Genomic DNA, 13,818 nt, shown 5'->3' on the forward strand with positions numbered 1-13,818 from the left:
AGTGTCCCAGGTGTTTTGAGTGGTTTCCTCACCCTAACGGCCCCCACGTGCCTTCGGCCCACCGCGGCTAACGTCCCAGCGCGCGCCGCAGGGAGCCCGGCAGGTCCGTGATCCCGGTGAGCCGCAGGGGCCGGGCGAGGAGTACGACGGTCAGGGCCAGGGCCGCGGTTCCCGCGCCGAGCGCGGCGAGGGTGCCGAAGCCTTCGGCGGCCCGGGCCGCGGCGTGGCCGGCGGCCCCCGCGGGCAGGCAGGCGAGCAGCAGCCGCAGGTGGGTGCCGAGCGCGGTGGCCTGCGGCCCGGTGCCCGTCCGCGGGCCCAGGCGCCGGGCGAGGGCGTACGCCGTCACGGCCGTGCCGGCGCAGAGGGCGACGGTGTAGGCGGCGGCCATGCCGGTGACGGCCCAGCGCGGGGGCAGCAGGAGGTAGGCGGCGGCGGAGAGGCCGCCGTTGAGCACCGCGATCACCAGGTTCAGGAAGAACGGGGTGCGGGTGTCGGACAGGGCGTAGAAGCCGCGCGACAGGACGTACTGCCCCGAGAAGGCGATCAGGCCGGGGGCGAAGGCCGTGAGGATGCCCGCCATGACCACGATGTCGGCGGGGCCGGTGCGCCCGTGCTCGAAGACGGCGCCCATCACCCAGGGCGCGAGGGCGGCGAAGAGCGCGGCGGCCGGGACGACCAGGGCCGCGCTGGTGCGCAGGGCGTACGAGACGTCGCGCCGCAGCCGGCCGAGGTCCGCGTCGGCCGCGGCCGCGCTCATCCGGGGCATCAGGGCGGTGACGAGGGAGACGGTGATGATGCCCTGGGGGACGATCCACAGCTGGAAGGCGTTGCCGTAGGCGGTGTAGCCCGCGCCGCCCGCCAGGCCGTCCAGGGCGGCCCGCTGTCCCGTGGTGGTGGAGAGCCGGGTGACGACCCAGTAGGCGATCTGGTTGGTGAGGACGAGCAGCACCAGCCAGCCCGCGTTGCGCAGCGGGCGGGCGAGGCCGCTGCCGCGCCAGTCGAAGCGGGGGCGCCAGCGCATGCCGGCCGCGCGGAGCGAGGGGAGCAGGGCGAGGGCCTGGACGACGATCCCGGCGGTGGTGCCCCAGCCCAGGAGCCGGGCGTCGGCGGCCGTCAGGCCCTCCGCACCTGCGGGACCGCCCCGGGAGAGGTGGAGGAAGAGCCCGAAGACACCGATGACCACGAGGTTGTTGAGGACCGGGGTCCACATCATCGCGCCGAACCGGCCCCGGGCGTTGAGCACTTGCCCGAGCAGGGTGAACAGGCCGTAGAAGAGGATCTGCGGCAGGCAGTAGCGGGCCAGGGCGACGGTCGTGCTCGCCTGGGCGCCGTCGTAACCGGTGTACGCCGCGACGATCAGCGGGGCGCCGAACACGGCGGCGGCGGTCAGGAGTACGAGCGCCGCGGTGCACGCGGTCAGCAGCCGGTCCGTGTAGGCGGCGCCGCCGTCGGCGTGCTCCTTGGCCGCGCGGACCAGTTCGGGCACGAAGACCGCGTTCAGCGCGCCGCCGATGAGCAGCATGTAGAGGATGTTGGGCACGGTGTTGGCGACCGCGTAGCCGTCGCCGAGCAGTCCGGTGCCGAGGGCCGCGACGACGACGGCGGAGCGGACGAAGCCGGTGGCGCGCGAGACGACCGAGCCCGCGGCCATGAGGGCGCCGCTGCGCAGCACGGAGGGCGTGCGCGCCCGCGCGCCGGCGGGCGGGGCGCCGACGCGCGGTCGGCCCGGCACCGGCGGGCCGGGCACACCGGGTGCCCCGGCGCGGGGCGCGGTGTCGGTACGGCCGTCCATCGGGATCTCCACTCGCCGGGCGCGGGCGACGACCTGTCCGCCGGCGCGGGGTCCTGCGGCGCGGCAGCCCGGAGGAAGGTGCGTCGGGGTGAGGGTGGAGGGTACCCCGCCGCCGTCGGAACCGTCGTCGGGGGCGTTGTCGGGCCGTCGCCCGGGCCGCCTTCCGGGCGGCCTTCCGGGCCGCCGGCGGCCACCGTCAACCGCGGCACCTGATTCGCCGTCGCAACGCCTCCCGCCGCGCCGGTGCGACGGGTTGTCGAGGGACGGTGCACGCGGGACACCGCGGGACGACGGTCGGTCGCAGCGAAGATCACAGCGTCAACGCGGATCTTTTTCCCGCACCCCGCAACCGAACACCGCGCCTTTCGCTCTTTGTTTGCGAATGGTCATCACATCGGAGGGTTTTCGTTGAGCCGCACACGCCGTACCGCACCGCCCCGCCGCCCGGCCCCGGCGGGACGCGGCCACCGCGCCGCCCTGGCCGCCACCGCGCTGCTGGCCGCCGCGGCCCTCACCGCCTGCTCGGGCGGTCCGGGCGGCGACGGCAAGGCCGAGATGAAGAACAAGGCGCCGATGGCGGTCTCCGTGAATCTGGCGGGCGACCGGGTGAAGGCGGGCGAGCCGGTCAGGGTGACCCTCGCGGAGGGCAAGCTCGCCCAGGTCAAGGTGGTCGACGGCAAGGGCGGGGAGCTGGCGGGCCGGATAGCCGAGGACGGGCGGAGCTGGACCTCCGAGCGCAACGCCTCGCCGGGTCAGGACTACAAGGTCGACGCGCAGAACACCGAGAGCCAGAGCGCGAGCACGAAGTTCCGGACGACCGCCGCGGACAAGGTGAACAAGGTCACGATCAACCCGGGCCGCGCCACCCCGGTCGTGGGCATAGCCCAGCCGGTGTCGATCGTCTTCGACAACCCGGTCAAGAACAAGGCCGAGGTCGAGAAGCACCTGAAGGTCACCACCTCGAACAACACCGAGGGCGCGTGGGGCTGGTTCAAGGACTACTCGGGCAACGACCGCGTGGACTGGCGCCCCAAGGAGTACTGGAAGTCCGGTACGGACGTGAAGGTCGAGATGAAGCTGAACGGCATCGACTCGGGCGGCGGTTACTTCGTCAAGGACTACGACACCGCGTTCAAGATAGGCAAGGACCGCCGGATGACGGTCGACCTCGACACCAGGAAGATGTCGGTCTCCGAGGACGGCCGGGTGGTCAAGTCGATCCGGATCTCGGCCGGTACGCCGGGCGGCCAGAAGGCCTCCTGGTCCGGGAAGATGGTGCTGATGGCCAAGGAGGGCACCATCCGGATGGACTCCCAGACGGTCGGCCTCGGCGACTCCTACGACAAGATGGTCGACAGCTCGATGCGGTTGACCTGGTCGGGCATGTACGTGCACGCCGCGCCCTGGAACAGCGCCAACTTCGGTAACGCGAACACCAGTTCCGGCTGCGTGGGGATGAGCACCGCGGACGCCGCGGCCTTCTACGAGGAGTCCCAGGTCGGCGACCTCATCGAGGTGGTCGGCGAGGGCTCCAAGGGCAGGGCGGACATCGGCAACGGCTACGGCGAGTGGAACCTCAGCTGGGCGGACTGGCAGAAGAAGAGCGCCGTACAGAACTGACTCCGCCCTGGGCCTGCCCCCCCCGGCTGGAAGTCCCGTAGCGACGACCGTGGACACCGTCGACCCGCTCCACATCGCGCACAACCCCACCGGCGCGCAGCTGACCTTCTCCTCGCCGCGCACCGATCCGTCCTGCATCTCGGTACCGCTGCGCGAGCAGTGATCCACGGCTGCCGCCGGGCGGGGTGGCGCTCTCGGGGCTCCTCGGGGCGTTACGGACCGCCCGGCAGCAGGCTCCCCGCCTCGGCCGGACCCACGTGGGCGGCCTCGGTCTTCGGGTTGCGCCGCTGGCGCCGGGCCATCCGGGTGGCGAACCAGGACAGCAGCATGCACATGCCGATGTAGACCGGCGAGATGATCATCACGACCGGGATGAAGGGCAGGTCGTAGTCGAGGTTGGACGCGATGAGCTTGCCGGCGTGCAGGAACTCCTCGTAGGTGATCAGGAAGCCGAGCGAGGTGTCCTTGAGGGCCACCACGAGCTGGCTGATGATGGTCGGCAGCATCGCCCGGACCGCCTGCGGCGCCAGGACGAAGGTCATCACCTGTGTCTTGCGCATGCCCAGCGCGTACGCCGCCTCCCGCTGCCCGCGCTCCACCGCGTTGATGCCCGTACGGAAGACCTCGGCCAGCACCGAGCCGTTGTAGAGGGTCAGCCCCGCCACCAGGGCGGGCAGCGGCTGGACCTTCAGCGCGACGAAGATGAAGAAGATCATCACCAGCACCGGCATGGCCCGGAAGAACTCCACGCACAGCGTGGCGGCCCAGCGCACCGGCCGGTGCGCGGACAGCCGTCCGGTGGCCAGGACGGCGCCGAGGGCCAGCGAGAGCACCGACGCGTAGGCGAAGGCCTTGAGCGTGTTGCCCAGCCCCGTCAGCAGCAGCCGCTGGATGCCCGTGTACGCGAAGGGGCTCCACTTGCCGGCGGTGAACTGGTCGGTGTCGAAGAGCAGGTACACGATCCAGCCCAGCAGGGCCAGGATCACCGCGGTCGACACCGTTCCGTACAGGAAGTGGCGCCGCCGGGCGCGCGGGCCGGGGATGTCGTAGAGCGCCGTGGACCCCGGGTCTCCGTGCAGCGCGTGTGCGGTCATCGGGCGACTCCCCAGCGCTTCTCCAGCACGTTGAAGAGCGCGCTGATGGACAGGGTGATGATCAGGTAGCCGACGGCGATCCAGACGAAGGTCCAGATGATGCTGTAACCCAGTTCGTTGAGCGTCTTGTACGTGCCCAGCAGCTCGGTGACGCTGAAGGCGCCGGCGATCGCCGAATTCTTGGCGAGGGCGATCAGGGTGGATCCGATGGGCGGGATGACCGAGCGGAAGGCCTGGGGCAGCACCACCGTGCCCAGCGTCTGCCCGAAGGACATGCCGAGGCTGCGGGCGGCCTCGCCCTGGCCCTTGGGCACGGTGTTGATGCCGGAGCGCAGGACCTCGCAGATGAAGGCGGAGGTGTAGCAGCCGAGCGCCAGGACCGCGAAGAGCTGGAAGGGCAGGACCAGCCCGAAGCGGGGCAGGCCGAGCAGGACGGCGAAGAAGAGCAGGGTGAGCGGGGTGTTGCGCAGGACGGCCACCCACACCGTGCCGAGCACCCGGAAGGAGCCGATCGGCGCGGCCCGGAAGGAGGCCATGACGAAGCCGAGCACCAGGGCGAGCAGGGAGGCGTAGACGGTCAGTTCGACTGTGCCGAGGAAACCTTTGCCGTAGAGCGAGAAGTTGCTGGTCAGTACGTCCATGCCGGTACGGGCTCCTCTCAGCTCGCGGGATAGCGGTCGATGGCGGGCGGCTTCGGGGCGGGCACTCCGGACAGGCCGAGGGTGGCCGCGTAGGCCTTGGTCCAGTCGCCGTTCTTCTCGTGCGCCGCGAGGGCGTCGTCGAGGGCGAAGCGCAGGGCGTTGTCGGAGCGCGGTACGCCGATGCCGTAGGGCTCCCGCGAGAAGGGCCTGCCGACGACCTTCAGCTCCTCGGGCACCTTGGCCGCGTAGCCGAGCAGGATCGAGTCGTCGGTGGAGACGGCGTCCACCTGGTAGGTCAGCAGGTTGTCCACGCACACGGAGTAGGTGTCGTAGGCGACGAGGACCGCCTTCGGGAAGTCCTTCTGGAGGCGCTGGAAGGGGGTGGAGCCGGCCGCCGAGCACACCTTCTTGCCCGCGAGGTCCGCCGGGCCCTTGATGTCCTTCTCGTTCCGGCGGACCAGCAGGGACTGGCCCGCCATGTAGTACGGACCGGCGAAGCCGACCTGCTTCTTGCGGTTGTCGTTGATCGTGTAGGTGCCGACGTAGTAGTCGATCTGGCCGTTCTGCAGGGCCGTCTCGCGGTTGGCGGAGGCGATCGTCCTGAACTCGATCGTCTTCGGGGCGAAGCCGAGGGAGGCGGACATCATCTTCGCGATCTCGATGTCGAAGCCGGAGTAGCGGCCGCTCGCGGGGTCCTTCTCCCCCATGTACGGCTGGTCCTCCTTGGCGCCCACCACGAGGCGGCCGCGCCGCTTCGCCTTCTCCCAGGTCGGTGAACCGGGCAGCCGGAAGCCGGTGTCCACGTGGTAGACCGGCAGGTCCTCGGGCTGCGGGCCCTTGACCGGCGGGCTGCCGGACTTGCCGCAGCCGCTCACCGCGCCGAGCAGGGCGAGGGTCAGCGCGAGGGCGCAGGCGGGCAGCCGGACGGCGCGTGTCGCGTGCATCGGGGCCGCCCCTCAGTGCTTGAGGATCTTGGAGAGGAAGTCCTTGGCCCGCTCGCTCTCGGGGGCGGTGAAGAACTCCTCCGGCGTGCGGTCCTCGATGATCTTCCCGTCGGCCATGAAGACGACGCGGTTGGCGGCGGAGCGGGCGAAGCCCATCTCGTGGGTGACCACGACCATGGTCATGCCCTCGCCGGCGAGCTGCTGCATGACCTCCAGCACCTCGTTGATCATCTCCGGGTCGAGGGCGGAGGTGGGCTCGTCGAAGAGCAGCGCCTTGGGGTTCATGGCCAGCGCGCGGGCGATGGCCACGCGCTGCTGCTGGCCGCCGGAGAGCTGCGCGGGGTACTTGTCGGCCTGGTCGGCCAGGCCGACCCGGTCCAGGAGTTCCCGGGACCGCTTGTCGGCCTCGTCGCGGCCGCGCTTCCTGACCTTCATCTGCGCGAGGGACACGTTGGCGAGCACGGTCTTGTGCGCGAAGAGGTTGAAGGACTGGAAGACCATGCCCACGTCGGCCCGCAGGGCGGCCAGGTCCTTGCCCTCCGCGGGCAGCGGCTTGCCGTCGAGGGTGATCGTGCCCGACTCGATGGCCTCCAGCCGGTTGATCGCCCGGCACAGGGTGGATTTGCCGGAGCCGGAGGGGCCGATGACCACCACCACCTCCCCGCGGCCGACGGTGAGGTTGATGTCCTGGAGGACATGCAGTTGTCCGAAGTGCTTGTTGACGTCCCGCAGCTCGATCAACGGATCGACGGCCATACGCTGCCCTGCCCACTTGTCGGTGTGTCGAGTCAGCGCAAACTATCCAGCGGGGAACGCGACTTCACCGCGACACGCACGACATGCCTAAAAGCGGCATAAACGTCACCGGCACGTGCACGGGGCGGTCCCGGGTCAGCCCTCGGAGGCCTCCGCGTAGGTCTGGGACAGCTCCGGCGAGCCGGTCATCGCCCAGGACACCCCGCACTCGACCACGTTCAGCTCGCGGCCCGAGGCCAGCCGGATCACCGGCTGGCCGCTCGGCCACACCTGCCAGCCGCAGCCGGGCAGGGTCTTGATGATCACCGTGCCCAGGTAGAAGCCCGCGTCGTTGCCGAGCCACGGCACGCTCTCGGGGTCCCGCCGCCAGCGCGGCATCAGCTGGTCCAGCGCCTCCAACGAGGCGGGGGTGCCGTCGAGTTCGAGGCCGGCCGCGCGCGCCTGGGCGCGCAGCAGCTCGCACTCCGCGAACATCTCGCCCACGCCCTCGGGATCGTCCGAGAGGGCGGCGGCCAACGCCTCGCCGTGCTCGGTCTCGTGCCGGTTCAGCCACTGGCCCAGGAAGGGGATGTTCATACCGACCAGCCTGGCACTCGTATCCGCCGGGGGCCATAGGGCGCGCCTGGACGGCCGCGATCCGGGCCCGGTGGGCTAAGCCCCGGACGGACCCGCTACGGACGGACCCGCTAGACGTCCAGGTCCACCACGACCGGCGCGTGGTCCGAGGCGCCCTTGCCCTTGCGCTCCTCGCGGTCGACGTAGGCGTCCTTGACGGCCGCGGCGAAGGGGGCGTTCCCGTACACGAGGTCGATGCGCATGCCCTTGTTCTTGGGGAACGCGAGCATCCGGTAGTCCCAGTACGTGTAGGGGTGGTCGTACTTGAGCGGGCGGGGCACCACGTCGGTGAGCCCGGCGGCGCGCAGGGACTCCAGGGCGCCCCGTTCCTCGGGGGTGACGTGGGTCATGCCCTCGAAGACGGCCGGGTCCCAGACGTCCTCGTCGGTCGGGGCCACGTTGAAGTCGCCGAGCACCGCGAAGGGGCGGGGGCCCGCCGCGTCCTCGGCGACGGCCGCGGTGAGGGCGCCGAGCCACTCCAGCTTGTAGCCGTAGTGGTCGTGCGCCACCTCGCGGCCGTTGGGCACGTAGACGGACCAGAGGCGCACGCCGCCGCAGGTCGCGGAGACCGCGCGCGGCTCCGCCACGCCCTCGTAGTCCGGGCCGCCGGGCAGGCCGGTGACCACGTCCTCCAGACCGACCCGGGAGATCAGGGCCACGCCGTTCCACCGGCCGGTGGCGTGCACGGCCGACTCGTAGCCCAGCTCGCGCAGCTCGGCGTGCGGGAACTGCTCGGCGGAGCACTTGGTCTCCTGCACGCAGAGCACATCGGTGCCGCTGGACTCCAGCCAGGCCAGCAGCCGGGGCAGCCGGGCGGTGATCGAGTTGACGTTGAAGGTGGCGATACGCATGTCCGTAACCTACCGCCCGGCACCGACAGCCACGGGCCGGGCGCAGGCGGCCCGGGTCAGAGGTCGGCGCTGTCCCCGGCGGTGAGGCGGCTGTGCGGGGCGCCGCCGAGGGAACCGAGGACGGCGTCGTAGACCGGCCGGGCCAGGTCGGCGAGGTAGGCGTCGTGGATGTCGATGGCGTTGCGCGGCTTGACCTCGCGGACGTAGTCGATCACCTCGGCGATCTTGTTCCAGGGCGCGTGCACCGGCAGGAGCAGGGTGTCGACGGGGACGCCGGGCACGGTCAGCGCGTCCCCCGGATGGAAGAGCGATCCCTCGACGAGGTAGCCGACGTTGGTGACCCGCGGCATGTCCGGGTGGATCTCGGCGTGCAGCTCGCCGTGCACCTGCACCTCGAAGCCGGCGGCCGTGAAGGCGTCGCCGTGGCCGACGGTGTGCACGCGGCCGGGGTAGGCGGGCGCGAGCCGTCCGGCGACACTGGCGAGGGTCCACAGCCCGGCGCCGGGGTTCGCGTCGAGGGCGGCCCGCAGGCGTCCCTCGTCGAAGTGGTCGGGGTGCTCGTGGGTGACCAGCAGGGCGTCCGCCCCGAGCCCCGCGTCGGGTTCGCTGAAGGCACCCGGATCGATGACGAGCGTGCGCCCGTCCTTCTCGACCTGGACGCAGGAGTGCAGCCGCTTGGTGAGCTTCATGATCCAAGGCTAGCCGCGGGGCCGGGGGGCGGCTACGGGGTGGCGGCGACCCGGGCTGCCGGTGCTACGGGGTGGCGGTGGAGACGACGTAGACCTTGGGCTTGGCCGGGACGGTCAGGTCGACGGTGACGTCCTGGGTGGGGCGCGGGTCGTCCTGCTCGTGCGTGGCGCCGTACCAGGCGTTCTTCGGGTTCCAGTTCCAGCCCGCCGCCTCGGTGTCGCGCTCGCTGATCGAGACGCCGCGGGTCAGCTGCTCGCGGCTGACGCCGATCGAGGTCAGGAAGCCGTCGAGTTCGTCCGGGGTGATCGCGAACTGGACGTACAGCCGGCTCGTGCGCCAGTTGTTGGTCTCCAGGAAGCCGACCCGCCAGGCCTTGTCCGGGATCGGCACCTCGTAGATGCTGCGCTGCACCGTGGAGGGCCAGCCCGCGCGCACCTTGGTGGCGCCGACCTTCGCCGCCTTCTCCTTGCCGCTCTGGCGGCTCTGCTGGGCGGCGATCGAGAGGTAACCGGCGGGTACGCCGATCAGCAGCACGATGATGATCGCGGTGATCCAGCGGCGCCGTACGACGTGGCGGCGGGCCTCGGCGGGCGACGGGGCGCCGCCTTCGTCGGGGGCCTGGGCCTGGCGCGGCAGGGTGGGGGGCGGGGGCGTCACGGCTGGTCTGGTCCTTGTTCCTCGGACCCGGCGGCGGCCCGTCGGCCCGCCTGGGCATAGCGTTCGTAGCGTTCGACCCGGCGGCGGTTGGCGCGGCGGAAGCGCCGGGCGACGAGCCGGGAGAGGTCGGCCGCACCGACCATACCGGCCTCGGGGCCGAGCTGGGCCTTCGCGATCCGGGCCTCGGGCCGGTAGCCGCGGCCCGTCAGGTGGCGCCGGAAGGCCTCCCGGGCCGGGCCGATCAGCAGGTCGTCGGCGGCGCTGACGCCGCCCCCGATGACGAAGCAGGAGGGGTCGAGGGCGGCCGCCAGGTTGGCGATGCCGACGCCGAGCCACTGGCCGATGTCCTGGAGCAGCTCGACGCACATCGCGTCGCCCTCGCGGGCCAGTTCGGTGATGAGCGGCCCGGTGATCTCCGAGACGTTTCCGCCGACCCGGGCGATGAGGCCGTGGGCCACCGGGGAGTCGGCGGCGGCCAGCTCGCGGGCCTCGCGCACCAGGGCGTTGCCCGAGCTGTACTGCTCCCAGCAGCCGCGGTTGCCGCAGGGGCAGCGGTGCCCGCCGGGGACCACCTGCATGTGGCCGAATTCACCGGCCACGCCGAACTTGCCGCGCTTGACCCGGCCGTCCTCCAGGATCGCCCCGCCGATGCCGGTCCCGAGCGTGATCATGACGAGGTGGTCCTCGCCGCGCCCGGCGCCGAAGCGCCACTCCGCCCAGGCGGCGGTGTTGGCATCGTTGTCCACCATGACCGGCACCGCGAGCCGCGACTGGAGCGCGTCGCGCAGCGGCTCGTCGCGCCAGGCCAGGTGCGGGGCGAAGAGCACCCGCGAGCGGTCCGCGTCGACCCAGCCGGCCGCGCCGATGCCCACGGCGTGCACGTCGTGGCGGTCGGAGAGGTCCAGGACCAGCTCGACGATGGTGTCCTCGACGACCTTGGGGCTCTTGGACTTGTCGGGGGTCTCGGTGCGGATCTTCTCCAGGATGACGCCGTCGGCGTCGACGACGCCGGCCATCACCTTGGTGCCGCCGATGTCGATGCCGACGGTGGGGACCCGCGGGGCGGTCAGGTGCGACCGGCGCTCGCGGGTTCCGACGGTCCGCAGGACGGTGCCGCGCGCCGCACCCCGGTGGGCGAGCGTGAAGTCCCGGTACGTGCTCATCGCGTCGTGCCGTCCCTATGGTGCGGTGGTTCCGGAAGGGTCAGGGTGGGTCGGTGCCGTCCCCGATTCTGCCACCCGCTCCAGCTCGTGGCTCAGCTCGTCCAGTTCCGAGCCGCCCGCCATCTGCCGGGTCAGCTCGTCCAGGGTGATCGAGTCCCGGGTGTGGCTGCCCGCCATCGCGCCCCGCTTGAGGAGCACGAAACGGTCTCCGACCAGGTACGCGTGGTGCGGGTTGTGCGTGATGAGGACGACGCCGAGACCCGCGTCCCGGGCGGCGGCCACGTACTTGAGCACGACGCCGGACTGCTTGACGCCGAGGGCCGCGGTGGGCTCGTCCAGGACGAGCACCTTCGCGCCGAAGTGGACCGCCCGGGCGATCGCCACGCACTGGCGCTCGCCGCCGGACAGGGTGCCGATCGGCTGGTCGACGTCGCGCAGGTCGATGCCCATGCGCAGCAGCTCGGCGCGGGTGGTCTCGCGCATCAGGGGCACGTCGAGGCGGCGGAAGGGGCCGCGGCCGCGGGTCGGCTCCGAGCCGAGGAAGAAGTTGCGCCAGACGGGCATCAGCGGGACCACCGCGAGGTCCTGGTAGACGGTGGCGATGCCGCGGTCGAGGGCGGCGCGGGGATTGGCCAGGACCGTCTCCTCGCCCTCGATCGCGAAGCTGCCCGCGTCGTGCCGGTGCAGCCCCGAGATGATCTTGATGAGGGTGGACTTGCCCGCGCCGTTGTCCCCGAGGACACAGGTGATCTCGCCCGCCGAGACCTCCAGGGAGACCCCTTCGAGGGCGCGGATGTTGCCGTAGTACTTGCTGACGCCGGTCAGCTCCACCAGTGCGGTCATTTGCTGGCCTCCGCCCGCTTGCGCACCCATGCGTTGAGCAGGGTGGCCAGCAGGAGCATCGCGCCCAGGAAGAACTTGAACCAGTCCGGGTTCCACTGGGCGTACACGATGCCGTTGCTGGTCATGCCGAAGATGAAGGCCCCGACCGCCGAGCCGATGGCGGAGCCGTAGCCGCCGGTCATCAGGCAGCCGCCGATGACGGCCGCGATGATGTACAGGAACTCGTTGCCGACGCCCTCGCCGGACTGGACCACGTCGAACGAGAACAGGATGTGCTGGCCGGAGATCCAGGCGCACAGGGCGACGCCCATGTAGAGCCCGATCCGGGTCTTGACCACGGGGACGCCGACCGCGCGGGCCGCGTCGGCGCCGCCGCCCACCGCGAAGATCCAGTTCCCGGCCCGGGTGCGCAGCAGGATCCAGGTCGCCACCGCGACCAGGACCAGCCACCACAGGATGGTGACCCGCAGGGTGACCGGGCCCATGGTGAACTGCGAGGCGAACAGGGAGCGGGCCGAGGAGAAGCCCTCCATGTCGGCGATGGTCTTGGTGGAGACCGAGCCGCTGATCAGCTTGGTGAGGCCGAGGTTCAGGCCGGTCAGCATCAGGAAGGTGCCCAGCGTGATGATGAAGCTGGGCAGTTTCGTACGGGTGAGCATGAACCCGTTGAAGAACCCGATGGCCAGGGTGACCAGCAGGGAGACGGCGACGCCGACCCAGGCGTTCGCGGTCATCTGGTAGGAGAACATCGAGCTGACCAGCGCCGAGCTGGTGACCATCACACCGGCCGACAGGTCGAACTCGCCGCCGATCATCAGGAGCGCGACCGGGACGGCCATGATCCCGATGGTGGAGGCCGAGTACAGGATCGTGCTGAGGCTGGAGGCCCGCAGGAAACTGTCGGCGGCGAAGGAGAAGAAGACGAAGACGGCGGCCGCGCCGACGACGGCGCCCAGCTCCGGGCGGCCGAGCAGGCGGCGCACCAGCGAGGCGGGCGCGAGGCGCTCGTCGCGGTCCTTGGCCGGCGGGGCGGGCGGGGCGGTGGGGGCGAGCGCGCTCATCGGGTCACCCGCTTGATGAACTCCTCCAGTTTCGCCGCTTCGGCGCCGGTCACGATCTGCGGGCCGGTCAGCACCGGACGGCCGCCGCCGAGCGTGTCGGCGTTGTAGCGGTAGAGCCAGAGAAGGTCGACGGCCTCATAGCCCTGGAGGTAGGGCTGCTGGTCGACGGCGAAGCCGAGGGTGCCCGACTTCAGGTCCCGGGCGACGGCCTCGTTGAGGTCGAAGGTGTCGATCTCCGCCTTGCTGCCCGCCGCCTCCTTGGCCTTGACGGCGGTGGGGGCGAAGGGCGCGCCCAGCGTCAGCACCGCGTCGACGGACGGGTCGGCCTGGAGCTTGGCCTGCACGGCCGCCTGCACGGAGGGCATGTTGGTGCCCTCGACGTACAGGTTCTCCAGCTCGCCGCCGAAGGTCTTCTTCGCCCCGGCGCAGCGCTGCTCGTGCCCGACGTTGCCCTGCTCGTGCAGGACGCAGACGGCCTTCTTCCTGCCGCGCTTGGTCAGCTCGGCGCCGACGGCCTCGCCCGCGATCTCCTCGTCCTGGCCGATGTGGGTGAGGGCGCCGTACTCCTTGGACTGGGCGGAGCCGGAGTTCACGGTGATCACCGGGATGCCCGCCTTGGCGGCCTTGCCGAGGACGTCCTTGAGGGCCTCGGGCTTGGCCAGGCTGACGATGATGCCCTGGACCTTCTGGTCGATGGCGTTCTGCACGAACTGGGCCTGCTGCTGCGCCTGGTCGTCGTGCGCGTAGACGAAGTTGATGTTGTCCTTCGCCGCGGCTTCCTTCGCGCCCTTCTGGACGATGTCCCAGAAGGTGTCGCCATCGCCCGCGTGGGTGACCATCGCGAAGGTCCAGCGGGGGGTGGAGACGGCCGGGCGGCCCTGCTCGGCGGCCTTCGCCCGCTCCTCGGCGCGCTTGCCGCCCGTACTGCTGCACCCCGCGAGGGAGGCTCCCAGTACCGCCGCGAGCACGGCGCCCACGACGCGTACCCCTGTCCGAACCCTAGCCACGTCTGTCGCGCCCTTCCCTCGTCCTAAAACGTGCGCCGCCGCGCCGGTCGTCGGGGCGGTCGTCAATACGGTCATTCCGGTTCC

General features: G+C 71.3%; 14 protein-coding genes. 1 reads left to right on the forward strand and 13 read right to left on the reverse strand.

What is annotated here, in order from left to right:
• Positions 1-67 precede the first annotated feature (67 nt).
• Positions 68-1,792, reverse strand: coding sequence for a murein biosynthesis integral membrane protein MurJ (gene murJ / locus AC0693_RS30870; RefSeq protein ID WP_478803482.1), 1,725 nt, complete (start codon positions 1,790-1,792; stop codon positions 68-70).
• A 408-nt stretch (positions 1,793-2,200) separates the two neighbouring features.
• On the opposite strand from murJ, the gene AC0693_RS30875 reads away from it, so the two are divergent.
• Positions 2,201-3,412: a L,D-transpeptidase gene (locus AC0693_RS30875; RefSeq protein ID WP_478803483.1), complete on the forward strand. Its 1,212-nt coding sequence runs from the start codon at positions 2,201-2,203 to the stop codon at positions 3,410-3,412.
• 212 nt (positions 3,413-3,624) lie between these two features.
• Here AC0693_RS30875 and AC0693_RS30880 read toward each other — a convergent pair whose 3' ends face one another.
• From AC0693_RS30880 to AC0693_RS30935, 12 genes are all read right to left on the reverse strand, one after another.
• On the reverse strand, positions 3,625-4,506 hold the full coding sequence (locus AC0693_RS30880) for an amino acid ABC transporter permease (RefSeq protein ID WP_468466780.1): 882 nt from the start codon (positions 4,504-4,506) through the stop codon (positions 3,625-3,627).
• On the reverse strand, positions 4,503-5,147 hold the full coding sequence (locus tag AC0693_RS30885) for an amino acid ABC transporter permease (RefSeq protein ID WP_478803484.1): 645 nt from the start codon (positions 5,145-5,147) through the stop codon (positions 4,503-4,505). The genes AC0693_RS30880 and AC0693_RS30885 overlap by 4 nt, the downstream gene beginning before the upstream one ends.
• Positions 5,148-5,164: 17 nt before the next feature.
• Positions 5,165-6,091, reverse strand: coding sequence for a glutamate ABC transporter substrate-binding protein (locus AC0693_RS30890; protein WP_469317321.1), 927 nt, complete (start codon positions 6,089-6,091; stop codon positions 5,165-5,167).
• 12 nt (positions 6,092-6,103) lie between these two features.
• A complete protein-coding gene (locus AC0693_RS30895; RefSeq protein ID WP_478803485.1) occupies positions 6,104-6,847 on the reverse strand; it encodes an amino acid ABC transporter ATP-binding protein in 744 nt (247 codons plus the stop codon).
• A 135-nt stretch (positions 6,848-6,982) separates the two neighbouring features.
• Positions 6,983-7,423 (reverse strand): DUF6278 family protein, encoded by a 441-nt coding sequence (locus AC0693_RS30900; RefSeq protein ID WP_469335315.1) that lies wholly within the window; start codon positions 7,421-7,423, stop codon positions 6,983-6,985.
• Positions 7,424-7,533: 110 nt separating this feature from the next.
• Positions 7,534-8,313: an exodeoxyribonuclease III gene (locus AC0693_RS30905; protein WP_356404943.1), complete on the reverse strand. Its 780-nt coding sequence runs from the start codon at positions 8,311-8,313 to the stop codon at positions 7,534-7,536.
• A 56-nt stretch (positions 8,314-8,369) separates the two neighbouring features.
• Complete coding sequence (locus AC0693_RS30910; protein ID WP_478803486.1) at positions 8,370-9,002, reverse strand: MBL fold metallo-hydrolase; 633 nt, start codon at positions 9,000-9,002, stop codon at positions 8,370-8,372.
• Positions 9,003-9,066: 64 nt separating this feature from the next.
• A complete protein-coding gene (locus tag AC0693_RS30915) occupies positions 9,067-9,660 on the reverse strand; it encodes a hypothetical protein (RefSeq protein ID WP_468466791.1) in 594 nt (197 codons plus the stop codon).
• Positions 9,657-10,823, reverse strand: coding sequence for an ROK family glucokinase (locus AC0693_RS30920; RefSeq protein ID WP_356404937.1), 1,167 nt, complete (start codon positions 10,821-10,823; stop codon positions 9,657-9,659). The genes AC0693_RS30915 and AC0693_RS30920 overlap by 4 nt, the downstream gene beginning before the upstream one ends.
• Before the next feature lie 15 nt (positions 10,824-10,838).
• On the reverse strand, positions 10,839-11,666 hold the full coding sequence (locus AC0693_RS30925) for an ATP-binding cassette domain-containing protein (protein WP_356404935.1): 828 nt from the start codon (positions 11,664-11,666) through the stop codon (positions 10,839-10,841).
• Complete coding sequence (locus AC0693_RS30930) at positions 11,663-12,727, reverse strand: ABC transporter permease (RefSeq protein ID WP_356404933.1); 1,065 nt, start codon at positions 12,725-12,727, stop codon at positions 11,663-11,665. Before AC0693_RS30930 ends, AC0693_RS30925 begins: the two co-directional genes overlap by 4 nt.
• Positions 12,724-13,734: a sugar ABC transporter substrate-binding protein gene (locus AC0693_RS30935; RefSeq protein ID WP_478803487.1), complete on the reverse strand. Its 1,011-nt coding sequence runs from the start codon at positions 13,732-13,734 to the stop codon at positions 12,724-12,726. Before AC0693_RS30935 ends, AC0693_RS30930 begins: the two co-directional genes overlap by 4 nt.
• Between the last annotated feature and the right edge of the window lie 84 nt (positions 13,735-13,818).

It is taken from the genome of Streptomyces sp. NPDC043876, assembly GCF_056435825.1.